The sequence below is a fragment of the Stenotrophomonas pictorum JCM 9942 genome, from assembly GCF_001431585.1.
Taxonomy (GTDB): Bacteria; Pseudomonadota; Gammaproteobacteria; order Xanthomonadales; family Xanthomonadaceae; genus Stenotrophomonas; species Stenotrophomonas pictorum.
In genome coordinates this window covers 1-26990 of record NZ_LLXS01000014.1, presented here as the reverse complement: position 1 = coordinate 26990, position 26990 = coordinate 1, and the positions used below count along the sequence as shown (strand labels likewise).

General features: G+C 64.3%; 37 protein-coding genes. 18 read left to right on the top strand and 19 right to left on the bottom strand.

All coding sequences use genetic code 11. The annotated features are described in order from the left end of the window. Window positions 1-9 precede the first annotated feature (9 nt). The 13 genes from ARC78_RS05970 to ARC78_RS05915 all read right to left on the bottom strand — a co-directional run bounded on the left by ARC78_RS05970 (window position 10) and on the right by ARC78_RS05915 (window position 10986). Window positions 10-2343 (bottom strand): ClpP-like prohead protease/major capsid protein fusion protein, encoded by a 2334-nt coding sequence (locus ARC78_RS05970; protein ID WP_096144912.1) that lies wholly within the window; start codon window positions 2341-2343, stop codon window positions 10-12. After that, window positions 2340-3866 carry a phage portal protein gene (locus ARC78_RS05965; RefSeq protein ID WP_054657782.1) on the bottom strand — a complete coding sequence of 509 codons (1527 nt, stop codon included), beginning with the start codon at window positions 3864-3866 and terminating at the stop codon, window positions 2340-2342. The genes ARC78_RS05970 and ARC78_RS05965 overlap by 4 nt, the downstream gene beginning before the upstream one ends. Then, entirely contained in the window at window positions 3863-4081 is a 219-nt protein-coding gene (locus tag ARC78_RS05960; RefSeq protein WP_057505917.1) for a hypothetical protein, read from the bottom strand. Before ARC78_RS05960 ends, ARC78_RS05965 begins: the two co-directional genes overlap by 4 nt. A gap of 132 nt (window positions 4082-4213) precedes the next feature. After that, window positions 4214-4537 carry a helix-turn-helix domain-containing protein gene (locus ARC78_RS05955; RefSeq protein ID WP_054657780.1) on the bottom strand — a complete coding sequence of 108 codons (324 nt, stop codon included), beginning with the start codon at window positions 4535-4537 and terminating at the stop codon, window positions 4214-4216. Next, window positions 4534-6603, bottom strand: a complete 2070-nt coding sequence (locus ARC78_RS05950) for a phage terminase large subunit family protein (protein ID WP_054657778.1) — start codon at window positions 6601-6603, stop codon at window positions 4534-4536. The genes ARC78_RS05955 and ARC78_RS05950 overlap by 4 nt, the downstream gene beginning before the upstream one ends. Next, the gene (locus ARC78_RS05945; protein ID WP_057505920.1) at window positions 6600-7121 is read right to left on the bottom strand and encodes a terminase small subunit; all 522 of its coding nucleotides are present in this window, start codon (window positions 7119-7121) and stop codon (window positions 6600-6602) included. Before ARC78_RS05945 ends, ARC78_RS05950 begins: the two co-directional genes overlap by 4 nt. Window positions 7122-7301: 180 nt before the next feature. Next, on the bottom strand, window positions 7302-8708 hold the full coding sequence (gene dnaB, locus ARC78_RS05940; protein WP_054657772.1) for a replicative DNA helicase: 1407 nt from the start codon (window positions 8706-8708) through the stop codon (window positions 7302-7304). Further along, window positions 8708-9490, bottom strand: coding sequence for a hypothetical protein (locus ARC78_RS16560; RefSeq protein WP_145974286.1), 783 nt, complete (start codon window positions 9488-9490; stop codon window positions 8708-8710). Before ARC78_RS16560 ends, dnaB begins: the two co-directional genes overlap by 1 nt. Window positions 9491-9493: 3 nt before the next feature. Further along, on the bottom strand, window positions 9494-9808 hold the full coding sequence (locus ARC78_RS16555; RefSeq protein WP_145974285.1) for a hypothetical protein: 315 nt from the start codon (window positions 9806-9808) through the stop codon (window positions 9494-9496). Further along, a complete protein-coding gene (locus ARC78_RS05930) occupies window positions 9805-10254 on the bottom strand; it encodes a phage regulatory CII family protein (protein ID WP_054657768.1) in 450 nt (149 codons plus the stop codon). Before ARC78_RS05930 ends, ARC78_RS16555 begins: the two co-directional genes overlap by 4 nt. Then, entirely contained in the window at window positions 10251-10499 is a 249-nt protein-coding gene (locus tag ARC78_RS16550; RefSeq protein WP_145974284.1) for a hypothetical protein, read from the bottom strand. The genes ARC78_RS05930 and ARC78_RS16550 overlap by 4 nt, the downstream gene beginning before the upstream one ends. A gap of 1 nt (window position 10500) precedes the next feature. After that, window positions 10501-10686, bottom strand: a complete 186-nt coding sequence (locus ARC78_RS05920) for a hypothetical protein (RefSeq protein WP_054657764.1) — start codon at window positions 10684-10686, stop codon at window positions 10501-10503. After that, window positions 10687-10986, bottom strand: coding sequence for a Cro/CI family transcriptional regulator (locus ARC78_RS05915; protein WP_054657762.1), 300 nt, complete (start codon window positions 10984-10986; stop codon window positions 10687-10689). It abuts the gene before it with no gap. Window positions 10987-11025: 39 nt separating this feature from the next. Between ARC78_RS05915 and ARC78_RS05910 the strand changes: the two genes are divergently transcribed. Further along, window positions 11026-11730 carry an XRE family transcriptional regulator gene (locus ARC78_RS05910; protein WP_096144911.1) on the top strand — a complete coding sequence of 235 codons (705 nt, stop codon included), beginning with the start codon at window positions 11026-11028 and terminating at the stop codon, window positions 11728-11730. Window positions 11731-11791: 61 nt separating this feature from the next. Here the strand turns inward: ARC78_RS05910 and ARC78_RS05905 are convergent, their stop codons facing one another. After that, on the bottom strand, window positions 11792-12106 hold the full coding sequence (locus ARC78_RS05905) for a hypothetical protein (protein WP_054657758.1): 315 nt from the start codon (window positions 12104-12106) through the stop codon (window positions 11792-11794). Between the two features lie 277 nt (window positions 12107-12383). Between ARC78_RS05905 and ARC78_RS05900 the strand changes: the two genes are divergently transcribed. The 16 genes from ARC78_RS05900 to ARC78_RS05830 all read left to right on the top strand — a co-directional run bounded on the left by ARC78_RS05900 (window position 12384) and on the right by ARC78_RS05830 (window position 20177). Continuing rightward, window positions 12384-12617 (top strand): hypothetical protein, encoded by a 234-nt coding sequence (locus tag ARC78_RS05900; protein ID WP_054657756.1) that lies wholly within the window; start codon window positions 12384-12386, stop codon window positions 12615-12617. Beyond that, window positions 12614-12991: a hypothetical protein gene (locus ARC78_RS05895; RefSeq protein WP_054657754.1), complete on the top strand. Its 378-nt coding sequence runs from the start codon at window positions 12614-12616 to the stop codon at window positions 12989-12991. The genes ARC78_RS05900 and ARC78_RS05895 overlap by 4 nt, the downstream gene beginning before the upstream one ends. Further along, a complete protein-coding gene (locus tag ARC78_RS05890; protein ID WP_054657752.1) occupies window positions 12988-13266 on the top strand; it encodes a hypothetical protein in 279 nt (92 codons plus the stop codon). Before ARC78_RS05895 ends, ARC78_RS05890 begins: the two co-directional genes overlap by 4 nt. Then, window positions 13263-13472: a hypothetical protein gene (locus ARC78_RS05885; RefSeq protein ID WP_054657750.1), complete on the top strand. Its 210-nt coding sequence runs from the start codon at window positions 13263-13265 to the stop codon at window positions 13470-13472. The genes ARC78_RS05890 and ARC78_RS05885 overlap by 4 nt, the downstream gene beginning before the upstream one ends. Then, window positions 13469-13597 (top strand): hypothetical protein, encoded by a 129-nt coding sequence (locus tag ARC78_RS17010; protein ID WP_256202289.1) that lies wholly within the window; start codon window positions 13469-13471, stop codon window positions 13595-13597. Before ARC78_RS05885 ends, ARC78_RS17010 begins: the two co-directional genes overlap by 4 nt. Beyond that, window positions 13594-13818 (top strand): hypothetical protein, encoded by a 225-nt coding sequence (locus ARC78_RS05880; protein ID WP_054657748.1) that lies wholly within the window; start codon window positions 13594-13596, stop codon window positions 13816-13818. The genes ARC78_RS17010 and ARC78_RS05880 overlap by 4 nt, the downstream gene beginning before the upstream one ends. A gap of 32 nt (window positions 13819-13850) precedes the next feature. Continuing rightward, a complete protein-coding gene (locus ARC78_RS05875; RefSeq protein ID WP_054657746.1) occupies window positions 13851-14141 on the top strand; it encodes a hypothetical protein in 291 nt (96 codons plus the stop codon). After that, window positions 14138-14377 carry a hypothetical protein gene (locus ARC78_RS05870; RefSeq protein WP_054657743.1) on the top strand — a complete coding sequence of 80 codons (240 nt, stop codon included), beginning with the start codon at window positions 14138-14140 and terminating at the stop codon, window positions 14375-14377. The genes ARC78_RS05875 and ARC78_RS05870 overlap by 4 nt, the downstream gene beginning before the upstream one ends. After that, on the top strand, window positions 14374-14667 hold the full coding sequence (locus tag ARC78_RS05865; RefSeq protein ID WP_054657741.1) for a DUF6378 domain-containing protein: 294 nt from the start codon (window positions 14374-14376) through the stop codon (window positions 14665-14667). The genes ARC78_RS05870 and ARC78_RS05865 overlap by 4 nt, the downstream gene beginning before the upstream one ends. A 280-nt stretch (window positions 14668-14947) precedes the next feature. Then, window positions 14948-15547: a hypothetical protein gene (locus ARC78_RS05860; RefSeq protein ID WP_057505915.1), complete on the top strand. Its 600-nt coding sequence runs from the start codon at window positions 14948-14950 to the stop codon at window positions 15545-15547. Then, window positions 15544-16542 (top strand): helix-turn-helix domain-containing protein, encoded by a 999-nt coding sequence (locus tag ARC78_RS05855; RefSeq protein ID WP_057505914.1) that lies wholly within the window; start codon window positions 15544-15546, stop codon window positions 16540-16542. Before ARC78_RS05860 ends, ARC78_RS05855 begins: the two co-directional genes overlap by 4 nt. Then, window positions 16539-17648 (top strand): hypothetical protein, encoded by a 1110-nt coding sequence (locus tag ARC78_RS05850; RefSeq protein ID WP_054660811.1) that lies wholly within the window; start codon window positions 16539-16541, stop codon window positions 17646-17648. Before ARC78_RS05855 ends, ARC78_RS05850 begins: the two co-directional genes overlap by 4 nt. Window positions 17649-17762: 114 nt before the next feature. Beyond that, the gene (locus ARC78_RS05845; protein WP_057505913.1) at window positions 17763-18062 is read left to right on the top strand and encodes a hypothetical protein; all 300 of its coding nucleotides are present in this window, start codon (window positions 17763-17765) and stop codon (window positions 18060-18062) included. Continuing rightward, window positions 18062-19723, top strand: a complete 1662-nt coding sequence (locus ARC78_RS05840) for a DNA cytosine methyltransferase (RefSeq protein WP_057505912.1) — start codon at window positions 18062-18064, stop codon at window positions 19721-19723. Before ARC78_RS05845 ends, ARC78_RS05840 begins: the two co-directional genes overlap by 1 nt. Further along, entirely contained in the window at window positions 19720-19920 is a 201-nt protein-coding gene (locus ARC78_RS05835) for a hypothetical protein (RefSeq protein ID WP_054660590.1), read from the top strand. The genes ARC78_RS05840 and ARC78_RS05835 overlap by 4 nt, the downstream gene beginning before the upstream one ends. Then, window positions 19917-20177 (top strand): pyocin activator PrtN family protein, encoded by a 261-nt coding sequence (locus ARC78_RS05830; RefSeq protein WP_054660592.1) that lies wholly within the window; start codon window positions 19917-19919, stop codon window positions 20175-20177. Before ARC78_RS05835 ends, ARC78_RS05830 begins: the two co-directional genes overlap by 4 nt. Before the next feature lie 42 nt (window positions 20178-20219). Here ARC78_RS05830 and ARC78_RS05825 read toward each other — a convergent pair whose 3' ends face one another. Both ARC78_RS05825 and ARC78_RS05820 read right to left on the bottom strand, forming a co-directional pair. Further along, entirely contained in the window at window positions 20220-20801 is a 582-nt protein-coding gene (locus ARC78_RS05825; protein WP_145974282.1) for a hypothetical protein, read from the bottom strand. 34 nt (window positions 20802-20835) lie between these two features. Next, entirely contained in the window at window positions 20836-21027 is a 192-nt protein-coding gene (locus ARC78_RS05820; protein WP_054660596.1) for a hypothetical protein, read from the bottom strand. Between the two features lie 732 nt (window positions 21028-21759). On the opposite strand from ARC78_RS05820, the gene ARC78_RS05815 reads away from it, so the two are divergent. Beyond that, window positions 21760-23589 carry a cyclic nucleotide-binding and patatin-like phospholipase domain-containing protein gene (locus ARC78_RS05815; protein WP_158499977.1) on the top strand — a complete coding sequence of 610 codons (1830 nt, stop codon included), beginning with the start codon at window positions 21760-21762 and terminating at the stop codon, window positions 23587-23589. Window positions 23590-23595: 6 nt separating this feature from the next. On the opposite strand, the gene ARC78_RS05810 is transcribed toward ARC78_RS05815, so the two are convergent. The 3 genes from ARC78_RS05810 to ARC78_RS05800 all read right to left on the bottom strand — a co-directional run. Then, window positions 23596-23943: a DUF3307 domain-containing protein gene (locus tag ARC78_RS05810; protein WP_054659784.1), complete on the bottom strand. Its 348-nt coding sequence runs from the start codon at window positions 23941-23943 to the stop codon at window positions 23596-23598. Window positions 23944-23980: 37 nt separating this feature from the next. Continuing rightward, complete coding sequence (locus ARC78_RS05805; protein ID WP_158499976.1) at window positions 23981-26194, bottom strand: CHASE2 domain-containing protein; 2214 nt, start codon at window positions 26192-26194, stop codon at window positions 23981-23983. Window positions 26195-26204: 10 nt separating this feature from the next. Further along, window positions 26205-26990, bottom strand: a 786-nt coding sequence (locus ARC78_RS05800) for a HupA family protein (RefSeq protein WP_206742676.1), incomplete at its 5' end; no start/stop codon positions are given.

The window sequence follows — 26990 nt, the reverse complement described above, 5'->3', positions numbered from 1 at the left end:
CTTGTTCCGTTACGCGCCCGGGTTGCGGGCCGCGCCGCGCCAGCCGACAGCGCCGACGCCGTACTTGTGCACGACCTTCCAGCTCAGACCGTCGGTGCGGAAGTTGTTTTCCTGCTCCAGAACCGGCGTCTGCACACCATTGAGGAACGCCACCTCGATGACCGGCTCGATGCCCGGATCGGCGAAGCCGTACCACGCCTTGCCGGTGCCCAGGCGCGGCGAGGTGATGATCTCGGTGAAGGTGTTCCGCGCGATGTTGGGCAGCTGGAACTTGTTGCTGACATCCGGGTTGTACTCGGCGTTGTTGACCAGCCCGGCCTTGCCTTTCATCGCGGAGGTGCCGAGGAAGCGCGACAACGTGATGTCCAGGTAGTCGTTACCGCCCGGATCCATCTGGCTCTCGATCAGCTGGCGCATCGCATCGAACGCATCGACGCTGATATCGGCGCCGGCGGCGATGTTGTTGTGGTCGGCATGGAACAGCGTCTTGCCGTCGCTCATCACCGGGCCGAGACCGCCGTTCAACGCCAGCAACGCGTAGACGTCCTTCTCGATGGTGCGCCCCGCCGCCTGGCCAAGCGCGGTGGTGATGCGGACGAAGGCGCCCAGGTCGTCGTTGACCAGAACTTCCGGCGTGATCTGCAGGATGCGGCCCTTGCGCGCGCCCTTGATGGTCTCCTTCTCGCCATCGTCCAGCACGCCGTTTTCGTACTCGCCGGCCTCGTTGACCGGCTTGAGGTCGGAGAAGCCGGCCAGGTGGTAGCGGTTGTGCGGACGGTAATCCGACAGGGTGCCGGTGGAGCAGAAGCGGTTCCAGGTGAACGCCTGCAGGTTGTAGGCACCGATCAGGATCTTGTGCAGGGTGTTTTCCAGCAGCACCGGGAAATCGCTGGTGGTCTGCACGGCCAGCACGCGGCGTGCGATTTCCTCGCGGTCCATGCTGCGGGTGTTGACGCCGGCGCGGATCAGCGACTGCTCGGCCAGGCCAAGCAGCGTGGTATTGACGTAGGGGTTGCCGTCACGCGCTTGCACGGCAGCATCGCCGGTAAGGACGCCGGCGCGGGCCAGCAGCGCATTGACCTGCGCGCGGCGCTGGTTGTCTTCTTCCGGCACCACGTCGGTGATCTGCTGGTTGAAGCCACCGTTCAGCGGCTGGCCACCGGCGGCGAGCTTGGCGAGCAGCTTGCCCTGCGCGGCCTCGGCGGTGATGGTGTGATCGCCCAGGCACTCATTCTCCAGCGCGGTGACGCCGGCCACGTCACGGAAGCCGGCAAACACGGTGCGGATGGACGCGGTGCGCGCCGACATGGCGGCGAGCACAGCACTCACGGTCTGCTCGGTACCGGCAGCGGCGACAGGTGCGGGAGCGGCAGCGACAGGGGCCGGAGTTGCCGGTGCAGCGACGGCGGTGGCCGGGGCCGTAACTGCCGGGGCGGCCGCGGGGGCAGCAGTCGGAGCGGTGCCCGCCTGCGCCATGATCAGTTGGCACTGCTGTTTCATGCTGGAGTCCTCAAGTTGGGCAACGATGGCCCGCTGGTGTCCCTCGCGAAGCGAGGCGAAAGCAGCCGCCGTGGTGGTCGACTGGATGCGGTGACGCAGCGAGGCATGTACCGCGCCGCTGGTGGTGGAGATGGCCGAGACGTAGGACAGCAACGCGGCTGCGGCCACGCTGCTGTCTGCGGTTTCGGGCTGCACGTCGGGAATGATCTCGTCGGCCAGGCCGAGCGCGACGGCATCGGCCGCGGTGAGCCAGTGGTCCTTGCGGTCGGTGAGCATCGTTTCGATGTCGGCCGGGTTCTTGGCGCGTGCGGAGTAGCTCTCCAGCATCGAGCGGCCGTACACATCGATGGCGTCTGCGCGATCGCGCAGGTCGCCAGCAAAGCCCCAACCGCCTCCCTGCGGGCCATGCACCATCATCATGGTGTTGGCGTGCATGCGACGGGTGCTGCCGGCCATCGCGATGAGGCTGGCGATGCTGGCGGCCACGCCATCGACGGTGACATTGATGGTGGCCGGGTGCTGCTTGAGCGCGTTGTAGATGGCGAGGCCATCGGTGACAACGCCGCCATCAGAGTTGATGCGCACGTTGATGACGCTGGCGGTGGTGCCGGCCAGCTGCTCCACCACGCCCATGGCGGTGACGCCTTCGCCCCAGTAGTAGTCGCCGATGGGGCCGTAGATCAGCAACTCGGCCTCGCCACCGGTGGTGGTATTGAGTGCCAGCACGGATTTGCCTTTCGACTCCGGCGCCAGCGTTTCCAGGCCGATGTTGTCGAAGGAGAACGATGCGGCCAGCACCAGGGCGATTCCGGCGTGCAGCCGGTGCGGGTGAAGGTGATTCATTGGGTGTCCTCGGTGACGTGCGGGAGAGTCGGATCGGCCTGCACGGATTGAGCGACGCCGGAATCGCTGACCTGCCCTGGATCGCTGTCCAGCGTGATGCCCAGCTCATTGGCCCAGGCACGCTCGTTGCGGATCTCTTCCAACGTGTCGTACATGCGGCCGCCACGCTCGCTGATGACAGACGTGAGCGAGCGGATGCCGGCGCGGATCATCATCCGCAGGCCAGTGGCTTCGTGGACAGGGTTGATCCACGGCATGACCGGCGGCATGAACATGGCATCGGAAACGGTGGCGCGCGAAACGCCCGCCGGGATCACCAGCTCACCCGATGCGATGGCCGCCTGGATGAAGCGCTCGTAGATGGGGCGCACGATCTGCGAAATAACTTCGTAGGCCAGCACGCCGTAGGCGCCGTACTGCTCCACCAGCTCCTGCCGCTGCGCGGAGTAGGTGCCGTTGTAGTTCTTGGACAGCGAGGAAAACGACACGCGCATGCCGCCTGCAACAGCGCGCAGCTGGCCGTTGCGGTAGGTTTCCAGATTCGGGTTTGGGCGGTTGGTGTCGACCGTGCCGACGCTTTCGCCCTGCACAAGGTCATCGAACACCATGCCCGGCTGGAAGCGCATGCGGCGGCCGTGCGGCTTGTCTTCGTTCTCGCCGTAGCTCTGCGGATCGCCCTTGATGATGAAGGCGGCCATGCTGGCGGCGATCTTGGCGGCGACGCGCTCGGACTCTTCGTAGTCCTTCAGGTCATCCAGCCGGGTGAGCACGGAAGCCAGCACGCTGACGCCACGCACCTGGCCGATGCGGTCCACCATCTTGGCATGATGCACGAAATCCGCGCTGACACGCTTAATCTGCGGCATCAGCACGTTTGGATCGCCGGGGTGCTGTTTGTAGAGGTGGTACGCAACGGGGCGACCCCACGCGTTGCGCTCCACGCCCTGGATGATGTTGCGCGTGGAATCGTTGAGGTCGAGCGGCATCAAGTCCGGCTCGATCATCTCAATGCTGTACGGCACGATGGTGCCGTGGTCGAGATACGGCACCGGGCCGATCAGGTCCTGGTACAGGCACTCGCCATCGCGGAACAAGGTGCGGGCCATGAGCCGCTGGGCGGCGCCGAAGTCGTGGCACCAGCTGACTTCCGGGCGCTTCCAAAAGTCACGCAACAGCGGCGTGATCTGATCGACCAGCGATTCCACGATGTTGCCGTTGGCATCGCGCGGCTGCGGCTCAATGCCGATACCGTCGCGGCCGATGACGTTCTGCACCATCTGGTTGAAGCCGTTGACCACGATGTCGTGGTTGCGGTCCAGGTGGCGGGCCTGCGCGCGAATGCGGACGGAGCCGCTGGCAACGACGGTGTTGCCGGAACCGTAGTCGCGCGCGGACTCCCGCAGGCGTGTGGGGTTGGCCGCATCGTAGGCCGAGCTGTACGCGGCGATTTTTGCGCGGGCGTGGGCGCGCCTGGCACCCCAGCCGGGCGAGATGGCGGCGATGGCAGAATCGAGCCGGTTCATTCGCGGCACCGGAAATCAGCCAGCGCGACCGACATGCGACTGCCGCCGCGGGTTTCAGATGCGACTCGCGCCTCCCATTCACGACGCCCGGCGCGGATCTCGGCAAGGTCGGCGCGGGTGAGTTGGCGCTCTCCCATCCGCCAGGACTGACCCGACAGCACCGCCTGCTCGGCGTTGATGTAGGTCTGCAGCATGGTTTGTGCGGTCGTCGCCATGTTGCATAGCTTGACGACGCTACTGTCTCACCCGTTACCAGAAACGTGAGACACCGGTGTTTTTCAGGCCTTTAGAATCAATTACTTAAAAAATAACTGTCTCACGCTATGCCGGAAGTGTGAGACATATTGTCACGCGCTCTTTTTCGGCAGGCCGCCCGGGAACATGCGATGCAGCGTGGAGCGCGAAACGCCGTGGCGAATCCGCACCTGGTTGACCGGCATACCGGACTCCAAGTCACGCTGGATGCGCAGCTGTCGCTCGCTCTGGGCGGCTGACGGAGGTGCCTTGGGGATGTGGAGCCGCTCGCCGCCGAACTCTGTTTGCAGCACAGCCACGACCGCGGTGGCGTACGGCATGGCGTGCTCCTCATTGAGCCCGGTCTGTTCGACGATGCCGCGCACGACCAGACGGCGCAGGTTTTCGACAGCATCGATATCACGCGTGTTGCTCATAGACGGGCGCTCCATCGGCTGGAGCCGAAATCCTCTTGTGATGTTTCACGGGAATCCAAATTACGTGCCGGCACGCTGGCGACTGGCGCGGGCTTGGCGGAATCAGCAACCACCACAGGCACCGGCGCAGGCAGAGGCGTGCTGAACAAGTCGTTCTCGGGCTGGACCTGTTCCTCCAGCTGGTCCCACCACTTCGTTTTGCGCGGGGACCAGAGATCGAGGCGCTCTTCCAACCAGATGGCGTAGGTGCAGCAGTCCTTGACCTCGTTGCGCTTGCGGATGGGCGTCCACCGAGATTCGGTGCCGGCCTTGGTGCGGCGCGTGGCGCGCACTTCAGCCGCCATCTGCTTGAACCACTCCGGACTCAGCTCGCTGGAAAAGTGGACGTAGCCCGGGCCGGGCGTAGCTACTTCAAGGCGCGACTGGAACCTATCTTTCGCGAGATTGGTGCTGACGTGCCACAGCACGGGGCCATTGCGCTCGGTCTTGCCGTTCCACTTGTAGCCGACGCGGGTGTTGCCGTTGTCGATAGCGCGCTCCTGGCCGCTGGCGCCCTTCACCGCGAACACGCGCAGCGCCTTGAGCTTGTGGGCGAAGGCGTAGACGGCATCGGGGTGGTGACCACCGGAGTCGATGGCGGTGGCGTAGATGCGCTGGGTGCGACCGCAGGCGTGTGTGTACTCGGCGGTGCGCAGGAACTCTTCGGCTTCGTCCCACACAGCTTGCTGCGCGGGGTTGCCGAAGATCACGCGGTGGTCGATGGTCCACAGCTGACCACCGCGGCCAACGCCCCACACACCGAACTCGAGGCGGTTGCCCTGCGTGTCGCCGCCACATAGCAGCAGCAGGCAATCGCGCGGCATGTGACGCAGTGGGAAGGGCTCTGCGCGGGCTTGCAGCTCTTCGGCGTCGGTGCGCTCGATCTCGCCTTCCCACGCCCAGCCGAGCGTGGTGTTGACGAAGGCCTTCATCAGCGCATCGTCACCCTCCTGCTGCTTGGCGTAGGCGGCGAAGAAGTCCTGTGCGATCGACAGCCAGGTGACGGTAGGGCTGTAGGCGGTCCACACGTGCAAGCCGACGTGCAGCGGCGCCTGCAGCGGCTCGCCGGTGGTCGTAGTGAAGCGACCCTCATCCGTGAGCCAGATATCGCCGCGTTCATTGACCCATACACCACGCTCGGCGACGTTGAGGAAATCGCCCTGGCGCATGGGAAACGCGCAATGCGGGCACAGGTGGTAGACGCCCAGCAACGCCCCGGCTTCGTCGCGTTCGAACTTGAAGCCGTGCGGCTCATCCTTTCCGCCCCAGGTGAGCGGGTGTAGCTCTTCGCACTGCGGGCAGTGGACGTGCGGCGTGAAGCGCTCGTCGGCCTGGTCGAATCGGCGATCAATCAGGCTGAAACCCTTGAGCTTGGGCGTACTTCCGGCGATCAGCTTTGGGAAGGTGGCACCTTCCAAGCGCTTGCCGGCGAGGAAGTCGGGTGCGCCTTCCTTCTCCACGTCGTTGTCGAAGGCGTCCAGCTCGTCGAGCATAGCCACGTCGATGGAGATGCGGCGGTAGTTCTTTGCTGCCTTTCCGCCGCGCACACGCAACATGGAGCCGATGAACTTCTTCTGCTGGAGCGTGTTGTCCTTGTGCCGATGCAGGTAGGACGGGAACACGCTGCGCATGACCTCCACGTCACGCAGCATGGGCTCCAGCTCGGACTTTACGAAGTCCTCGGCGTCATCGTCGGTGGGCTGCCACAGCGCCTGGTTGCGGCGGCGGTGCTCGGCGTTGTAGCCGATGAAGGCGAGCAGGATCTTGGTGTAACCGACGCGAGCGGATTTCTTGATGTCGACGAAGCGCACATCGTCGTTGCTCATCACTGCCATCATGGCCCGCTGGAACGGCCAGGGCGTCCACGACTGCTCGACGTAGCTGGATTCGGCAGACAGATAGAAGTTGTCGCGCGCCCACCATTCGAGCGTGACCGGCTCCTGGGCGGCGAAGGCGGACAGCCCGCGCACGAGGTGGCGCTCTACGGCCTGCAGCTGGGTGGGATCGACGCCGCTGAGCAGGCTCATTCGGCGTCACCTTCAGCGGGGACGGTATCGTCAGGGGTCATTGCGTCATCGTCGGTGTCCACGTCGGCCAGCTTCATCGATGCGGCGAGGTTGCGGGCCTTGGCGACGATTCCCGTGACGACGGCGATGTCGTCGCTGCTGAGCTGCGGCAGCCGGCGGCGCAACGTGCCCGGGATGGTTTCCAGCAGACGCGCCGCACGGGCACCGGCGCGGGAAAGCACCTCCTCCAGTACGTAGGCCGGCGCCAGCTCGCCGCGGGTGACCGCGTTCTGCATTGCGATCTTGTCGGCTTGCTCGCGGGCCAAGCGCGCACGCTCTGCTACCAGCTCCGCACCGCTCTCCCCACCACGGCCGGCGGCCATTTCACGCAGGTGGTCGCAATAAGCCAGCAGCCACTCATCGGCACTTGCGCCGTCAGGAAGGATCTTTCGGCGGACCAGCTCACTGACGGCCGGCTGGGTGATGCCGACTAGGTCGCCGAAACCGGCTTGGGTCATGGGCGAGGACAGGTCACGCATCAACATAACCCCCCTTGAAAACCCCTGTGACTAGCGCTTTGTCGGGGTCCGAATTACCCGTGACAGCCCCCCTCCAGGAGGACCCGCGAACCTGAACAGCCCGAAGTCCCCGCGAACCTGAACGAGCGGGATGACCAGCCGGCCCGATGGATTCCCGTGGAACACAGCACGCAAGAGCCATCAGTTCAGCCCTCCACCGCGCCCAGACTCGGATGCGATGGATATGTGCGGCGCCGGTCCTTCGAAGTCATCGATTCGGCCGAATCCCAATGCGTTTCGTGCCCACACCGTTCCCGTCTCACCCTCTCGCTGCTTGGCAATGATCATCTCCACGAATCCCGTGAGCTGGCTGACCTTTCCCTCCTGCTGCGCGTAGTAGTCGTCGCGGTAGAGGAAGACGATCAGGTCGGCATCCTGCTCGATGGCCCCCGACTCTCGAAGGTCACTCATGCGCGGCCGCTTGTTCGTGCGAGCCTCCAGTCCTCGATTCAACTGCGACAGCACCACCACCGGACAATCCATCTCCTTTGCCAGTCGCTTGCACGCACCTGAGATATCGCCAATCTCTGTCGACTCTTTCGTTTTCCCGGGCAGTGGGATCAGGTGCAGGTGGTCGATGACGACTAACCCCAGCTTTCCCTTCATGCGCTCGCGCCGGCACCGTGCAGCAATCTGCGCCATGCTCAGCCCAGGGCTGTCATCGATCAGCAGCCCTGACTCATTGAGGCTCTTTACCGCTGCGGAGACGCGCGGCCAATGCGAGTTTTCACCATCATCTGTTGGCTTCTGCAGCCAGCTCAGCGGCACATCCGTCAGCGAAGCTACTGCGCGGTTGTAGATAGCCGTGTCCGTCATCTCCAGATTGAAGATCAACGCACGCTGACCACGCATAGCCACCGACGTTGCGACGTTCACCGCCCATGCCGACTTACCCATCGCCGGCCGCGCAGCCACGACCACCAGCTCGCCGGGCTTCAAGCCGTTTGTGATTGAGTTGAATTTCGCCCAGGGCGTTGCCAGTCCCTGCAGCTCGGCGCCATTGTTGTAGCGATGCGTCAGCGCCTCATACCAGCGCTTCCCCACCACTTTCGCAGCCTTCACAGAACCTTGCCGAACGCCCTGCAGCTCCGCCAGCTGCTGCGTGGCACCCGCAACGATCACGGAAACGTCTTCACCCTGGGGCGAGAACCCCCGCTCCATCAGCTCACGGCCGACGCCAATCAGCTGCCGCTGAACCGACTTCGATTTGACAATCTCCGCATACGCCACAATGTTCGCCGCCGAGGGCGTGGTGGTCGCCAGTTCGGTCAGGTAACTACCACCATCAATGCTTTCGCCGTGGCCGCGCTCCAACAGCCAGTCGGCCATGCTCACCGCGTCCATTGGCCGCGGGGGATCGCATGCCGACATGTCCAGCATCGCCGTATAGATCCTCTGGTGTGCGACGTTGAAGAAGTCGGTCGACTTGAGCCAGTCGCTCACCTTTGCCAGCGATTCGTTCACCAGCATCACGCCGCCCAACACAGCCTGCTCAGCGTCGATCGCGCAAGGCGCCTGTCGCAGCATCCCGCCATCAGCGTCCCCCATCACGCGGCCACCGCCTGCGCCTGGACTTCACGCTGCGCCTGCTTGCCGGCGGTGGTCAGCTCCCATGTACCGCCGTTGTCCCACCACAGCTTTCCCCAGTTCTCCCGGACGCAGTTGCCGAACGCCTGACGCCAACCACGAACGCCAACCTGGCGTTTATCCGCATGGCGGGCCTTGAACCAACCCCAAGCCAAGCCGACGAACTCACCCGGCAGCCCGATCCTCTCCGCGTAGACGAACACAGCGTTGTCCTCGGGCAACAGATCCTCGCCGGCATCGGCACACGCCGCGGCGAACTCCAGCCACGTCATCCGCTTACCGCTTTTGCCCTTGCTTGAATCATTTCCATCGGCCCCCTTGGGGGCTATGGGGGTATTACTTCTTTCTCTTACTCTAGGTACGCTTTCCGTAACTCTCGAAGCGTTACTGTCGGCGTTACCCTTTCCGCGATGCGCACCGACGCGTTTTGCCGTAAGTGCCCGTTTCTTTGCGGTTTCTCCATTGTGACGATCAAACTTTGGCAGGCTCAGCCCGTCTTCAGTAGCCTCAAGCCAGCCACACGCAACCATCGCATCACCGAAACCTGTAGCGGTTGCGACGTGATCAATGATCGAAACCGTAACGCCAGCAGCGTTACCGTTCTCGGTGTGAGAATCGAACCATCGCCACACCTTCAGCAGCTTGCCAACCACTGCATCAGGATCGAGCGAGCAGCGCGAAGCGATCTGCCACACCTCCGGTTTCTCCGGCAGATCAACGCCCATCTTCAGCCACGCAGCCATAACTCACTCTCCCTCGCCAGGCGTTTGTTCAGTAGCCCGCGCAAGTGACACACCGGCGATACTTTTTCCTTCATCGCGTAACGCACCGGGCGTTACATCAGTAACGCCATACAGCGGAATCACCCTTTGCCGTTGCCTTGCCGCATCCACGCGCAGCTGCTCACGCAGTGCCAACGCATCAGCGCCCTGCACACCTGGTGATTCATCGTCCAGTGCCGCAGCAGCGGCGGCAATCTGTGCACGGCATGCCGGCATGTCCGCCGGACGCCAACGGCGGCGGATCAGTGCGCGCACCGTGTGCGTGAGATGGCGCTTCATCCTTCCACCATCCCGCCCAATCGCTGCAGCAGTGCAGCAATACGAGCCATGGCGGCCTGCCCACAGTCATGGATGGCTGCCAACTCTGCCGGTGTCAGCTCACCGTCTGCCAGTGCGCGATGGATGGAGCCGAACAGGTCGCCCTGGGATCCACCTACTGCTGCCACCAGCTCCAGCACCGCCATGTCACTTGCGTGCCTGTCATCGCCTCCGGGGGCTGCCAGCACGATATGGCCGCATTCCTGCGCGAACGCCTGCAGGATGCGCATATCGCCGGTAAGCCCGGTGATTCGCACCGCCTCCTTCAATGTGAGGTGATGCGTGCCAGCATTCGGGTTCACCTTGCTCCGCAGCACTGCGGCACCGATCCCGGCACGCGGGCCAAGGCTCTCACTACCACCGGGGTAGTCGTGCACCACGGCATGTGCCGCGTCGTCAACGTTCATGCAGCCACCAGGCGAACGTGTTTTTGGAAGAGGGCACCGCCCAACATCGCGGCATGACCAACCACCCAGCCCCGCTGCGCTTCACCACGCTCCGCCGGTTCGATATCCGCACCGGTCCGGGCGCTGTCGTCGCGGTCTTCTTTGAGCCGGCCGATACCTCCCGCGATCAGAAGCCCAATGCCAATTCCCAGCAGCAGAGTGGCCAGCGCAAACCGCAGGGTCTTCGCAGTGTCTAAGCGGCGCATATCAGCGCACCTCGCACAGATGCAGCGGCCGGCCAGCGGCGCGGCACTGCTGGAGAAGGGACGACCACTGGTCGCTGGTCAGCACCGGCTCGAAGCCGGCCGCACCTTCGATCAGGGGTTCATCAAGCAGCACGCCGATATCGGCGTTGCCCAGGTCATCAGCCAGTGGCTCAACGTGGTGCGCCACTCAGGCGGCCTCGCTCACGGGAACAGCTGGAGCTGCTTCGGCCGTCGCGTCCGCGGCGGCCGGGGTTCGGCGCGCCTCCGGGGAGTCCGGGCCGAACACAGCAGGCTTAAGGACGAACGCAAGTTTCAGCGCCCAACGCTCATCGATCGCCCCGTCAGGCCACTGGTAGACAGCAGACGGTGTGATCCCAAGCGCCCTCGCAAGCGCCGACGCATTACCGTCGTACGCAGAAATGGCCTGCTCTTTCGTGATCTCAGGGGTCTTCATGCCCAAGATATTAGCGCGCTTACTTTTGAACATGCAAGCACGCTGTGATGCACTGCCTATAAGCTGGCTTACATGCCTATGTCACTTGCTCAACGACTCACCCTCGCCCGCACCGAATCGGGCTTCACTGAAGCTGCAGAAGCTGCCAGGAAGGCCGGGGTAACTCCGTCAGCGCTCTATCAGCTGGAGGATGGAACGACGAAGTCACTAAGTGGGCAAACCGCCGTCAAGCTGGGCCGGATCTACCCGGAGTTCAGGCTGGAGTGGCTGATCGATGGCAGCGGCCCACAGCGCCGCGACGATCCCCTCCCGTCAGCCTCATACAGTGAGACACCACCGGGCTATGTTCGCTTCCGCGTTATGGAAGGCGAAGCCTCAGGGGGCTATGGCGTAGTGAACGATGACTTCCCGGAAGTAGTCCAGGAGATGGACGTCGCAGAATGGCAGGTGCGAAGCCAGATTGGCTTTGTCCCGGAAAAGGACCGCGTGAAACTGGTGACAGTTCGCGGAGATTCCATGTACCCCGACATTAAGAACGGTGATGTTGTGATGGTCGATGTACGCCGCGAGTTCTTCGACGGCGACGGTATCTACCTCATCAATTTGAACGGTTACACGCTGGTAAAGCGGCTACAGATGCTGCCTGATGGCCTGCACGTCATCAGTACAAATGCGAAGTACCGCAGCCAAGTTATTCCACCCAGCGACATTGAAAGCATCCATGTCGCCGGGCGTGTTCTCGGCGCTGCGCTGATGCGCAGAGCAGAAGAGTTCTGAGCACTCCTGTCCCAATAAACGGGATCTTCCAGCCCCAGCATGTTGAAGTCCGCCGAGCTCTCTAAAGCCCCCGCATAAAGATTGTTGACGCTGAGATCAGCTCCCCATGTGCAACTGCCGATGGGGCCTCAAGCTGCACAGTAAAAGCCTCGTATACACGTTTCAGCTCTGAGGCCTTATGGTGATCAAGCTGCCGGTATGCATCCACGCATAACATCGCCGCCGCGATTTCATCGCTCTTTGCCGGTTGTGACATAAGCCGCGCCGTGCTGACACGCTCCATGTTGGAAAGACAGCGCAGGTAGTCAATGCGCTTGAGTGCCACAGCGTCGGGCTGGGCAGTCAATGACAACGCGAGAAGAATCAAAGAATGCATGTTCTGTCCAGCCCTTTGTATGCAGGACGGCGAGTCTGTGCGGGTCAACGGGCATTTTGTCACAGCACTCCCGCCACTACCTGGCAAGAGATGCAGCACGCGGACATATAAGCGCACTTGCATTCAAAAAATTAGCATGCTTATATGTGCCCACCAGCAGTCCCTGCTGGCGGGCGACCGGCGGGTCGCCACCCTGCCGGCTCCTCCCCTGACCGGCAGCAGGCCACTCCCCAGGCCGCACTGACCCGCCGGCGCCCTCCCTCTTCCGGAGAGCGCCATGAGCACGCAGCAACTCGCAAATGACGTATCCGCACCGGCCTCCCTGCCGCTGCGCGCACTGCACTGCCTGCTTTACGTAGCCGCCCGCGAACACCGCCGCGCCATCCTGCTGCGCGGGCGCAGTGCTGGCGAACACAGCAAGAACCAGAAGCGCCGCAGCCGCCGCATGGGCGTGGCCAGCCGTATGGCTGAAGCATTCGCCCGCGACACCGCGGCGGAGGCCCGGGCATGAGCACGCGCATCTTCCTGCACCGCTTCAATGCCGCTGATGGCACGCCCCGCGCCCGCGTGCTCGATCACAACGCCATCGACGACTTTCGCGCCTTCGATCCGAACGCCACCGTCGAAGAGCTGGACGCCCTGGCACTGAGCGACCTGCTCGCCGCCGACCGTGCTTTTGATCGCGTCGTCGCAGACACCCAGGCGCATCACCGCCGTGTCGCCGAGCGAGGCTACCCCGCGATCGAAGCACCTACCACCCGGGAACTCTGCGAGCGCTACATCGCCGCCGAAATTGACCGTGCCGATGCCATTGAGCGCTGCACACACAACGCGGCAGCAGCGCCTCACCAGAGCGCTGCAAACACCAGCGGAGTTCCGGCATGAACACCCTTCCCATCGAAGAACACTTCCCCACCGGCCATGGCGGGGAAACCCTGGTGCTGATGGTCTGCGCCGGCTTTCTGTGGGCTGGCCGCTACGGCCAGAGCACTGCCGGTGCGCCGAAACAGGTTGCCGTCAGCGTTGCCCGGCGCGTCACCGCTCGCACCAGCACCCTGCATGTGGGCGGTGCCCGCTTCGCACTCAATCCGCTCGCCCTGCAGCGCGCCTGCCGCTGGCTCGACCGCCAGGGCGTCAAAGTAAGGGAGTCCCGCGCATGAGCGCCGACATCTACACGCTGCACACCTTCCAATCCGCGCGGAAGTTCGCCGCCCGTGCCGGAGTGAGCGATGCCCAGGCCTTCGCACGCATCCGTGAAGCCCAGCGCCATGGCGCGCAGGGAAACCATGTCGTCGGCGAACTGCTGCAGCTGTCCATACAGCGTCGCAGCACAAGCAGACCAAACCCGCCCGGCGGTGCTGCATGAGCGACGCTCTTGAGCGCGAGCTGAAGCGGCGCGCACGCGAGGACATGGTCCTGATGGGGGTGATTGCGGGTGTGGCATTCGCCCTTGGCGCAGGCGTCGCCACAGTGCTGGGAGCCTGGGCATGAAGACCGCTGATCTTGTCGCCCTGTTCTGGATCGGCACCGCGCTCGGCGTGCTGTCGTGCCTCATCCACCGCGCGTGGGTCACCAGCGCCCACTCGCTGCTGCTGGTGTTCGCGGCCGCGTGGCTGGCCCTTGTCGTCTACGCCATCAAGCGATGGCGGCGCGCACTGCGACGCCGCCGTATCGGGTTCCTGCGCCCCAATCCGCCGTCCGTCACCGAATAGTCCGCGCCCGCCCAAACTTACCGGAGCCTTACATGCACCTCCAACCCGTCGCGAAGCGCGCCCTGCTGGCCGCATTCGCCTCCCAGGGACACACCCTGCGCCGCACCCGCGGCGGATTCGTCAGCACGCCAGTGCAGGTCAAGACCAGCAAGGCCGTCACCGTGGAAGTCTTCACCCGGCGCGCCATCAACTGGCTGGACAACGCTGGCCTGGTCGCCTTCGACGACCCGGAATTCCCACGCACGGTGAAGCTCACCGAGCGCGGCGTGGGTATGGCCCAGCAACTCACTCTGGCCGGCAATGAAAAGGCGGTGGCCGCGTGAAGCGCTCCGTCATCGTCTTTGGCCCCAAGGGCAGCGGCAAGACCCATCACGCTGAGCAGCTGCGCCAGCACTTCGGTATGAAGTGCATCGTCGACAACTGGGACGGCAGCCGCCCGTTCCCAAGCTACGACTGCCTGGTACTCACCAACAACGCACACCCGCAGATTGCTGCGCGTGGCAACTACTACGTGCTGAACAAGGCGCTGCTGAAGGCGGCGGGGGTGGAAACACCATGACGGCGCCCACCGCCCCACAAATTCTGACGGCCGCCGCTGACGACATCGCCCAGCGCGCCCTGCTGCGCGAACAGCCCACCGGCGAGCGCTCCATGGCTCGCACCGTGGCCGCGTTCAACGCCATGTTCGGCACCAACATCACCGAATCCCAGGGCTGGCAGTTCATGGAGCTGCTGAAGATGAGCCGCGGTGCCGCCGGCAGTTATCACGCCGACGACCACCTCGACCGCACTGCCTACGCCGCCCTCGGCGCAGAAGCCGCCGCACGGGAGGTTGACGCATGCGCCTGAAAGAGATCCTTCAGACATGGAAGGAGGCTAGGCAGATAGCCGCTGAGAAGCGGCGTATCGAAGGTCTCGCCGCAGCAAAACTACAGGCTGCACTGCACTTCAACAACCTCCACGCCTATCACCACAAAGGTCGGCAGGAATGGATGTGCCCCTTCTGCAACCGGATACACCCGCGACTGCAAGAGATCAGTGTGTTGACGGGCTACCAGTACCCAGCGTGCTGCGATTTCCCGGAAGGCCACAAGCAATACAAGAGCCACGGATACGAAAGGAATCATCCATGCCTTCCCTGAAAATCGCCGACCGCCTCGTTTCCATGTTCACAATGAGATTCATCTCCCGCATCGCAGGCCGGCGTCCGCCCGACTTCATCGTCGGCGCCGATGATCCCGCTGGCGCGTACCTGCTGCGCTGGTATCTCACCCCGTGGCGCGGCTGGTACCGGCATATCGACGATGCCCAGCGCACCCGCTGGCAGCGTTTCGCCGTGTGGCTGAGCATGCGCCTACCCAACGTGTACCTGCACAAGTTCCTGCGCAGCGATGACGAACGCGCCCTGCACGATCACCCATGGGCCTGGGCCTCGCTGCTGCTAGCCGGCAGCTACATCGAGCACACCATCGCCGCCGGCGGCATCCACCAGCGCAACGTGCGCTTCCCCGGCTCGCTCAAACTGAGCGGCCCGCGCACCGCGCACCGTATTGACTTGTGGAACACGATCAACGGCGGCCCGGCGCCCTGCTGGACGCTATTCATCACCACGCCAATCCTGCGCGAATGGGGCTTCCACTGCCCGCAGCGGGGCTGGGTGCACTGGCGCGACTTCACCGCCACGGCCGATGGCCGCCGCGGCGAGATCGGCAAGGGGTGCGACGCATGACCGCACTCAACCTCACTCCGGCCGATATTCGCGGCGGCACCAATCGGTCTGCCGGTATCCGCGCCGTGCTCCGTGCCAACGGTCCCAGCACCACCGATGAAATCTGCCTCGCCATGGGGATCACCGACAGCTACACGCGGGCCGCCGTGCGGTCCACCATGCGCGCGCTGAAGCAGGACGGAATCGTTACCTGCGCCGAAGGTGCCAAGCCTCTGCGCTGGCGCATCCTGCGCGAACCGCAGGAGCGCAACATCTCCGTCGCGCCACGCCCACGTGGGCAGATGTGGGCCGAGCGACAAGCCACCGCCTACAAAAACGCCGAAGCCGCCTATCTGAAATGGCGTGACGAGACCGCTGCCGACAAGCGATCCATCGGCGAACGTGTGCGCCAGATCGTCAAGCAACTAGGCACCGCCTCCGCCGATGAGATCTACACCGCGCTCGGTCTGTCGCCGGAAGTGGGCCGCGTGCGCATGTACTCCATCATCCACAACCAGGCGCGCGACGGCATGCTGGAGCGCATTCCAGGGCGACCACTCCGCTACCGCTGGCTGCGCGACGCGAAGCACACTGCCACACCTCGCCACCAGCCGGCCGGCAACAACGCAAAGCGCACCGCCACCCGACTGAAGCGCCAGGCAGCGAGGCAGGCCCAACAGCAGCAGCGAGCCGAGGCTCGCCGCATCGCCCGTGAGCAGCGCATCGCACAGCAGCAGCTCGCCCGCGACGCCCGCCAGCGCGCTGCACTTGAACGCGCCCAACTGCGCGCGCAGAAGCAGAGCGCCCACATCGCCCGCCTGGCTGCCGCCACCGAACGCACAGCCGCGGAAACCACCACGCCAAAAACGGGGCCAACCATCCAGCCGGAAACCATCGAGCAATGGATGGCCCGTACCGGCAAAAGCCCCGAAGTTTTGCCCAACAACTTCGACGAGCCCATCACCTCATTCCCTGGCCGCCGGCCCACCGTCAACCCGAAGGGACACAACGCATGAGCGCACACAACGAGCAGCCCGCCGCAGCGCAGGAGGCTGGGCTTGATGCATATGATCAGGCGCTTGATCAGCTGTGGAAGCTGGCCGGCGGCAACGACAGCCCCGTATACAAGCTGTTCCTCGGTTTCCGCGACAGTTTCGCAGCCTCCGTCGCCGCAGCACAGGAGGCGGCGGCGTGGTTCACAGACGACCACCTGACCGACAGGTCAGCGACAACCTTCGATCCAGTCGTCGCAGAGCGGTGGCGGAATAAAGGGTGGCCCGTCACGAAGCTCTACGCCGCCCCCGTCGCCGCAGCGCCGGCCATGGAGTCGATAGGCAAGCGCAAGCTGATGCAGTTGCAGGACGATGGGTTCATCGTCAACGGGGTGGCGATATACAACCCGGAAACGGGTCGTCGTGGACTTGTCGATTATCTCGGCTATGTCGGCTGGGTTGGCTGCACCCCCGCAGCGCCGGTTGGCGAGCTGGATACGGGCAACCTCATCAATGACCCGCTCTATCTTGCGCTCGACGCTCTGTATCAACGTGGATGGACCGACCTACACCGGAAGTGGAAGAACGATCCGCGCGGAACGTTGGAGTGGGACTCCGTGCTTGACTTGTTCCGCGCAGGAAAGGCGTTGGCCAGCACCCCCGCAGCGCCGGGGATCGACCTTGAACAGTTCCGCATGGCAGTAGCGTGCTGGCGCGCGTCGCTACCGCCGGATTCAGAAGGGCGAGCAAAGGCCGATCATCTGTTCGCGCTGATCAATGGGGAGGCCGACGCCAGCCCCAAGGGCGGCAGCGATGCGAGGGATGCGGCGCGCTGGCGAGCAATTGCGCCGCACCTGCGTGTCGATTGGGACGAGAGTGACGAAGCCCAGTTTTGCATGTGGCTGCACATCAAAGACGACGGCGTGACTGTCTCCAGAAGCCCGTCGCACATGCACTCTACCGTGGACGATGCTGCCGATCTGCTGGTTTCCGCAATGCAGGCCACCAGCGCCGAGGTGGGGTCTTGGAGCTGCCCGCGTTGCGGATCAAAGTCGGGCGAGCAGTGCAGTTCATGCGGTTGCTTCTCCAACGAGCAGGACGCCAGCCACGGCGCGGGGGTGTCGGAATGAAGTGGTTTTCGATCGGATTTTTGTGCGTCTGCATAGTCATGGCAAACAACTCACTGGAGAAATCGATATTTCTCGCCGCCATGCTTGTAGTCATGGCCCTACCGGAGAAGCGCCATGACTGACGACATGCAGCGGGCCAGGGAGTTGGCCGAAACACTTGACGCCCTCGCGGACGACACGCGGGGCCACGCGCTCAATGGTGAACAGCACGACCATCTGCGTGAAGCAGCTGCCGCCATGCGCGCCGCGCCGGAGGGATGGAGCTTTCAGCGTCAGGAAGATGGCTCAATCATCGTGACGGCAGACGGCTACGGCGTCGTGCATGTGCGACCGGATGACAGCGACAGCATTGCGGCTGCCATGCTGCACCTGCTCGCCAACGATCTCGCCGCCCGCCCGCAGGGGGTGAAGTGATGGCTGACGGCTCCCTGCGCTTCAATTTCCCGCTGCCGCAGCTGTCCAAGCTGCGCCCCGGCGAGATCGTGGTGGATCTGTTCGCCGGCGGCGGCGGGGCCAGCGAGGGCCTGAAGCAGGCTCTGGGCATTGATCCCGCACTGGCCTACAACCACGACGAGCAGGCCATCGGCATGCACGCGGCGAATCACCCGCTCACGCAGCACCACCGCGAGGACATCTGGCACGCCGATCCGCGTGTGGACGTGGCCGGCCGCAAAGTCGGCTGGTTCCACGCCTCGCCCGATTGCACGCACTTCAGCCAGGCCAAGGGCGGCCAGCCGCGCAGCCGCAAGACGCGGGCGCTGTCGTGGGTGGTGCTCAAGTGGGTGGGCCAGCTGCTGGAAGCCGACAAGCGCACCGGCGGCAACACCGTGCCGCGCATCATCAGCATGGAAAACGTGTGGCAGATCCTCACGTGGGGGCCGCTGGTGGCCAAGCGCTGCAAAGCCACCGGCCGCGTGCTGCGCATGGACGGCAGCTTGGCCGAGCCGGGCGAGCGTGTGCCAGTGGAAAACCAGCAGCTCATCCCGGACAAGCGCCACAGCGGTCGCACCTGGCGGCAGTTCGTGCATGCGCTGGAATCGCTGGGATATGCAGTGGAATGGCGAAAGCTGGTGGCCAGCGACTACGGCGCCGGCACCAGCCGCGAGCGCCTGTTCCTGCTCGCTCGCCGCGATGGCCTACCGATCCAGTGGCCCAGCCCGACACACGGCAAGGCGTCCAGTCTGAAAAAGCTGGTCACCGCCGCTGACAGCATCGACTTCAGCGACATGGGCCGCTCCATCTTCGACCGGCCGCGCCCATTGGCCGACGCCACCATGCGCCGTATCGCCAAGGGCCTGAAGCGACACGTCATAGATGCCGCCGAGCCATTCTTCCTCACCGAGTTTGCCAACGCCGGCAACGGCGGCCGCATCTGGTCGGCGCAGGAGCCGCTGCGTACCCAGTGCGCTGGGGTGAAGGGCGGGCACTTTGCGGTGGTGGCGCCGGCGCTCGTCAAGTTCAAGGGCGACAGCATTGGCCAACCGGTCCATTCCCCCTTGCCGACGATCACCGCAGGGGGCGCCTGCAAACGACCCGCGGGCGCTGCTCATTCACTCGCATTGATGGCCGCCTTTCTCGAGCAGGCCAACGGCGGGTTCGCTGCCGACAACAGCGGCCACGACCTGCGCAAACCTGTCAGCACCATCACCGCCAGCGGAAGCCAGCAGCGCCTGGTGACCGCCGATGTGGCCGAGCTATCGCCCGAGCAGGAAGCCGGCGCACTGCGCGTGGCCGCTTTCCTCATCAACTACTACGGCAACGGTACCGCCCTGGACGTACGCGATCCGCTGGACACGATTACCACCCGCGATCGCATGGCACTGGTCACCGTGATGATCGGCACCACGCCCTACGTGATCACCGACATCCGGCTGCGCATGCTCAAGCCCCGCGAGCTGTTCACAGCCCAAGGCTTCCCGCCGGACTACATCATCGACCGCACCGCCAACGGTGCCCCGCTGACCACGAGTGCCGCCGTGCGCATGGTCGGCAACAGCGTGAGCCCTGCACCGATAGCGGCGCTGGCCCGCGCGAACTTGGACGCCGTGCAGCAACACGAAAGGATGGCGGCATGAGAAGCGACCGCGGCCAGCTCGATATCTTCGACCACAGCGCACACCGCATGGCTGCCGCCAACCGGCTTGCAGCGGAGTACGCGCAGCTTGCCTACAACTTCCCACCCACCGTCCGCGACGAACGGGTCAAGCACTACATCTCAGAGGCAGAGCGCTACGAAGCGATCGCCGCACAGGTCGAAAGGAAAGCACCATGACCACAACCACCGTCTTCCTGCTGCTGGCCGAGTTCGGAACCGGGCACATCCCTCTGGAGAAGTGCTGCCAGCACTTCGGCATGAAGCCTGAGGAAGCGAACAAGCGCGCTGCGCGTCAGTCACTTCCAGTTCCGGTGTTTCGCTTGGGCAGCCAGAAGTCACCGTGGCTGGTCGCAGCCGACGTGCTTGCCGCTTACATCGACGGTCAGCGCGACGAGGCTACGAAGCAGTGGCGGAAGTTGCAGCGAGCATCATGAAAAAGCCCCGCTAAAGCGGGGCTTTTTCTGAATCAGCATTACTTAGGCAGCGAGAACCATTTCAAGATTTCGCTTGTACCTAACATCAAAGAGATGTGATACGTAGCGCTTGGGGATCTTCAGACGCTCAGCAATCTCGTCATCAGAGATCTTCCCTTGTGCGCGGACACGTTCAAATTCTTGGCGCTTAACTTCAGGGCACAGAACACCAAGTGCCATCCAAAGAGCGGACGTTTCAGATTGCAGCGCACTCGACCGCACAGGCTGAGGAGCCGTGAACTCGTTGATCAGAGACTCGAGCTCGGCTGCAGTGCCAACAAGCTGACTATTCTCGTCAAAGAGATGCATCATCTCTTTGACTTCAACAAACCGCTTCCAGCAATAGTTCATCTCGCGAGCAACAACAATCACAGACCCACCAGGAGCCCGTGCGAACTTAGCAAAGGGATGCTCAGAGTGAGCAGTAACGAAATAGCCCCGAATAATCTCCGGGTTCAAGCTGCTAAGCATTACCTTCGGTCGAGGCTTTGATGCTGCTTCGCAAATGAGCGGCACCAGAACCGTTCGGCTAATTTTCTCGCCGCCAAGGCCCTGACACCGCTCATACAAATTGCTGTAGCTCATCCGTGAACAACTCCCCTGTTTCCGTTCCGATTCCTCAGTTACCGACAGTCTCCAAACCGCCCTCAGCTCCACTCGCAACCAACTCATTGATGGAGCGATAGATCTCTGCGGCAATTTGTTCAGCCGTAACTTCGCGGTTGCTACCCGGGAACAGCTTGAAGTTGGACACGTTCACGCCATCAGCACCGAACAACAGGTTCTGTAGGTTGCTCATTTCATAAGCCATGACACGTCTCCATTGATGTCCCGCTTTGCGGGAAAGTGCTAGGCGCTTCGACCTCAGCAAGCCGCCCATTATAGCTGAGCCTTTTGCTCCATGTCTATGCCTTTGCGGAACTCCTTTCCGCTTGACACCAACACTCGCATCTCCGCTGCGGCATTTCAAGTCCGCAATTAACCCTTGGATTAATAGGCCACGGAAGTGCTATGCAAATCACACACGCAAGTTTGATAGCAGAAGTACAAGCACCCCGCCTTTCGGAGCTACAAAGGCACCACAAGCCCTCATAAGATGAAGTTATATTATTGATTTATATTGATATTTTTATACTGTATATCCAATCCATCATCGGGGCGACGGACAGGCGCAGCGAGGCGGCGTAACGGGTAGTGGAAATGGGCGACAGGGGCATGGGCGGATACGCGATTTCGTGGCCCGCCGGTCGTGGAAGCGACCGGCAGCGAAGAACAAGGGGGGCACAAAGAGTAAACGACACGCCTGAACCCCGTTGGCACAGGGAGCGCCAGCGCCGCTTCGAACCGGTATCGCGCAATCGCAACAACGACAATCCACGACACGCCGCGGACCGTGATGGAAACGGCGAAAAATCCAGGTGCATCGGGCCGATGGTGACAACACCGCCGCGCAGGTATCGTTGCGGTCCGGTCATTCCGTATTTTCCTCCCGCACTGCAAGACCGCCCAGTCAACCTGCCCCACTTTCCCTATGAGTACACCCGTGGACATCGCTACTTCCGCGTCACCTCCCGACTTGTTGAGCGGTCTTTCCGAGGCGCAGCGCGATAGCGTTCTTTCACAGATGCGACGGGTGGAGCTGCACAAGGGCGAGCACCTGGTGCGCCAGGGCGACAGCGCCGACCACGTCTATTACGTGCTGCGTGGGCGCTTCGAGGTCTTGCTCGATGGCCGGCATCTGGTGGCCGAGATCGGTGCCGGCGAGCCGGTCGGGGAGATCGCGTTCTTCGGCGGCCTGAGCCGCACTGCCGATGTGGTGGCCAGCCGTGATTCGGAAGTACTGGAACTGAGCCGCGAGAATTTTGATCGCCTGGCGGCGGCCCAACCGGACTTCATCCAGTCGATCCTGCGCACGCTGGGGCGACGGCTGGCAGCCACCACCGCCGCCGCATCGGCGCTGGCACCGCGCATCGCCGATGCTGTCGGCCTGTGTGCGGCCGGCCAGTCGGCAGTGCCCGAATCACTGGTGGCCGATCTGGTGCAGGCGCTGCGCGACAGCGGCAGCCGCGTCTGCGTGCTGCGCGCCCGTGACCTGCCTGGCGATGTGGCCGCGGACGATGAGCGCCTGATGTCGCAGTGGCTGGGGGGGCAGGAACAGCGCGGCAGCACACTGCTGCTGGTCAGTGGTGACGGCAACCCGGCATGGGATCGCGCCGCGCTGCGTCACTGCGACCACCTGCTGCTGTGTGGCCGGCTGGATGAAGCCAACGCCGGCCCGGTGGCGCTGGGCGAGCTGGAGCGTTACGCCGCCCCTCTGTTCCGCCCACGCCAGACCAGCCTGCTGTTGTGGCGGGAGCAGTCCGGCACGGCCATCGCCCATACCCGGCACTGGCTGCAGGGGCGTGCGCTGCACCTGCATCACCATGTCGCGCTGGACCGGCCAGGTGACTTCGGCCGTGTTGCCCGCCTGCTGACCGGACGGGCGCTGGGCGCCGTGCTCGGCGGCGGCGGCGCGCTGGGGGCCGGGCACATCGGTACCCTGCGCGCCCTGGGCGAAGCCGGCGTTGAACTGGACATCATCGGCGGCACCTCGATCGGCTCGGTGGTTGCCCACGCCTACGCGGCCGGCGACGACGCCCATGCGATGCTGGCCGACTACGAGCATTTCTTCATCAAGCGCAAGGCGCTGGGGCGCTTCACCCTGCCCTGGTACAGCCTGCTCGATCACCGCCATCTGGATGCCTGCATGCAGGACCAGCTGGGTGATTCACGCCTGGAAGACCTGCCACTGAACTTCTTCGCGGTCGGCGCCAACCTCTCCACCAACGAACTGGAGGTGGTGCGACACGGGCTGTCCCGGCACGCGCTGCGCATTTCCACCGCGATCCCGGTGGCGTTGCCGCCATGGATCAACGCGCAGGGCCAGGTGCTGGTCGATGGCGGGGTCATGAACAACGTGCCGATCTCGGTGATGCGCGCGATCAAGAGCGGTCCGAACATGGTCTCGATGCTCTCTCCGGGCAACGAGTGGCAGGTCAAGAGCGCCTATGAGCGCGTGCCCTCGCGGCTGGCGCTGGCCTGGCAGCTGCTGCGCAGGCAGCGCAGGGACGATGACTTCCCGCGTCTGGGCGAAGTGGCGGCACGTTCGATGCAGATCACCTCCGGGCGCATGCTGCGCGGCACCGGGCTGGGCAGCGACCTGCTGCTCAAACCGCCGGCCGTGCCGGGCATGGGGTTGCTGAACTTCAAACTCGGCCGCGCGCAGGAACAGGCCGGTTACGAGTACACGCGCCGCTTCCTGGACAAGGCCGGTGGCCTGGAAGGCATCCAAGCCTGGCAGCGCGGTGAAGTCATGCCCGAATTCGAGGACTGACCGCCCTCAGGGCAGTGGCCCGAACAACAGCAGCCCACCCAGCCACAACGCCTTGCACAGCACGTGCAGCAGCTGGTCCCGGTTGTAGCTGATACGGCGGCCACACTTGAGGTCGTCGATCAGCCAATGGCTGGCCGTCTCCAGCACGCCCAGCAGCAGACTGCCGGTGATCAGCGCGACCGCGCCGCCGTGGATCACCGCATGTGCGCCCAGCGCCTGGTACCACGGCACACCCTGCATCGGCGAAAAGCGGCTCTTGGCTCGGGCCAGGAATTCGCCCTGCAACGGGTAATCGGCCACCGCATGGCCGAGGATCAACAGCAGGAACGTCTGGAGGATGTCGTAGGGGGCCATCTGCGCACACGGCTCGGGCTAGGTCTGGAGTCTGGCACTACTTGGCGGTGGCAGTGAAGATGCCATCCCACTGCGCCGGCGGTTGAGCCCGCAACTGCTCGAGCCGGTCCGCATACCGGTCATGCAATGCAGCCAGCGAGGCGGCGACGGGGAATTCGCGCAGCACCTGCAACGCCAAAGCGGCCGCATCGAACTCGGCCGCACGGTACCGCGCCAGCATCTGCGCATGCGCCTGCGCGTACTGCTGGAATGCCGGGTCGGCAACCAGGTCGGCATTTCCCAGCAGCGCATGCAACACCACCGGCTCACTGCGCCCCACCACCCGGACCCGGTCGACTTCGATGAAGGCCAGATCGGTGGCCTGCATTTTCACCGCCCCGGTGACCAGCACCGTGACGCCGTAGAACTTGGTCAACCCCTCCACGCGCGAGGCCAGATTGACTGTGTCGCCGATGGCCGAATAGGAAAAGCGTTGTTGCGAACCGAGATTGCCGACGCAGGCCTCGCCGGTATTCAGTCCGATCCCGATGCGGATCGCCCCGCCACTTTCACGGTTGAGCGCATCCACCGCGGCCACCATGCCCAGTGCCGCCAGGCACGCCTTGCGCGGATGCGCGGCGATATCCACCGGTGCGTTCCAGAACGCCATGATCGCATCGCCGATGTACTTGTCGATGGTGGCCTCATGGGCCAGCAGCACATCGGTCATCGGCGTGAGATAGCGGTTGAGCAGCGAGGTGAGTGCGTCAGGCGACAGGTTTTCCGACAGCGCGGTGAAGCCACGGATATCGGAGAACAGCACGGTGATCGGGCGGCTCTCGCCACCCAGCTTCAACGCCTGGGCGTCGTGCGAGAGCCGCTCCACCAGCGCCGGCGACAGGTATCGCCCGAACGCCGAGCGCACGAAGCGCTTTTCCCGGTTGCCGATGAACAGCAACGTCGGCAGCAGGGTCAGGAACACCGCCAACAGACACAACACGGCCGGCAGCGGATCCAGCAGCCAGGCGTGCCGGCGGTACGCCCACCATGCGCCGCCGAGCACCGCGACCAGCAATCCCAGCAACACCGCCGAAGACAGCAGCGGACGACTGCCGTTGAGTACCAGCAACAACAGCAGCGTGCCCAGCACCGCCACCAGCACCTCGGCACCGCGCGCCCAGTCCGGGCGCTGCAGGAACTGCTGGTTCAAGGCCTGGTCGATCAGCTCGGCATGCACGTTGACACCCGGCGCGGCCGACGCCAGCGGAGTGGCGACGATATCGCGCAGACCGATCGCCGAGGTTCCCACCAGCACGATGCGCCCCTCCACCTTGGCCGCCAACCTCGCCGCGTCGGACTGCAGCAGCTGCCATGCCGGAATCACGCTCATGTGCGGCATGCCCGAGTAATGCAGGCGCAGATGCCCATGCCCGGAGGCCGGCAACTCCAGCGCGCCCACTTTCACCGACATCAGCGCCAGCGGCCCGCCGCCGCGTTCGCCACTGGCATCGGTGGAACGCAATACCAGGCCCGACGCACCCTGCGCCACGCGCAGCGCCTCCACGCCGAGACCGGGATACAGCTGGCCCGCGGCCGCGGTCACCAGCGGCATCGAACGGATGATGTTGTCGTGGGCCGGCGGAAACGAAAAACTGCCAAGGCCGCTGGCGGCCGCGGTCAGCACCGGCAGATTGGACAGGCCGCCCCGGACGGCCGGCAGGTACTGACGCGGATCGGTCCCGGCAAAGGACAGCCCGGCCAGCGGCGGTGGCAGCTCACGGCCGACTTCATCGGCCGGCGCCACTCCCATCACCACCGGATGACGGACGATGGTCGCGGCGAACAGCGCATCGTTGTCCAGCGCCAGCTGCGGCGGCAGGCGGATATCCAGCCCCTGCGCGCGCAACCGCTGCAGCTGTGGCCCCAGCGAGGTGCGATCGGGTTCGGTGAACACCATGTCAAAAGCGATGGCGGCCGCGCCCAGCTGACCGGCGGTGTCGACCAGCTGCCCGATCTGGTCGCGCGGCCACGGCCATTGGCCGACCCGCTGCAGCGAGGCCTCATCGATATCCACCACGACCACGCCCGGATCGGCCGAAGCCGTGCGCGGCGCGCTGCGCTGGAAGGCATCGAACAGCAGGTCCGACAGTCGCGCCAGGCCATCGCGCAGCACCACGTCCGCCACCAGCGTCAGCAGCAGTACCAGCACACCGGCGAAGAGCAGCCGGGCCTTGCCCGGGCGCAGCGGCCGCGCGTTTGCCGTTCTGGTCATCGACCGCCGCTCACTTGGCAGCGCCGGCATCACGGTTACCGCCGAAAATACCGCTGGCCGACCATTCGCCCTCCTCGACCTGGAAGGTGCCGAACATCGCCGCAGCCTTGTCCTCGCCATCGCTGGCGAAACCGGCGCTGTAGCCGCCACTGAGCGAACTGTTCTGGTCGTCCATCAGGCTTCCCGCAAAGGCGCCATCGGGTGTGCCCGGCAATGCCATGTTGTTGATATCCAGATTGCTGTCGCCAAAGGTGCGTCCATCGAAGTTGCTGATCTGGAGGCTGCCGGTGCCCGTGGCGAAATCCACGGTCGCGCTGAAGTCGCCCCGGACGGTACGGGTATCGGAGACGCCATCGCTCACCGCTCCGAGCGCATGGCCGCTGTAGCTGGCGACGATATCGGTGGGCAGCTGCGCAGCGGGAGTGACGTTGCCCACGATCCAGTAGCCGTGCTCGGCGCTGTACTCGGTGCCGTTGGCGGGCACGAACGCCTCCCAGTGGCCCCAGCTGAGGTAGTCGCAGTCACACAGCAACGCCGGTTCGACCGCCACCTGCAGGGTGCCGTAGCTGTTGCTGGCGCCGTACTCGGTGTTGGACACGTACTGGCCATCGACGACCTCGTAGGCCGCACCCTCCCACTGCATCGGCGCGATGCGCGCGGAGAACGTTCCGGCGGTCACATCGAAAACCAGCTGTGCGCTGCCGCCGAGGGCCGCACGGCCACCACTGAAGCTCGACGCGAAGCCACTGTACGTGCCTGTCAGCGTTTGCAACGGGGGCTCCGGCTCGGGCTCGGG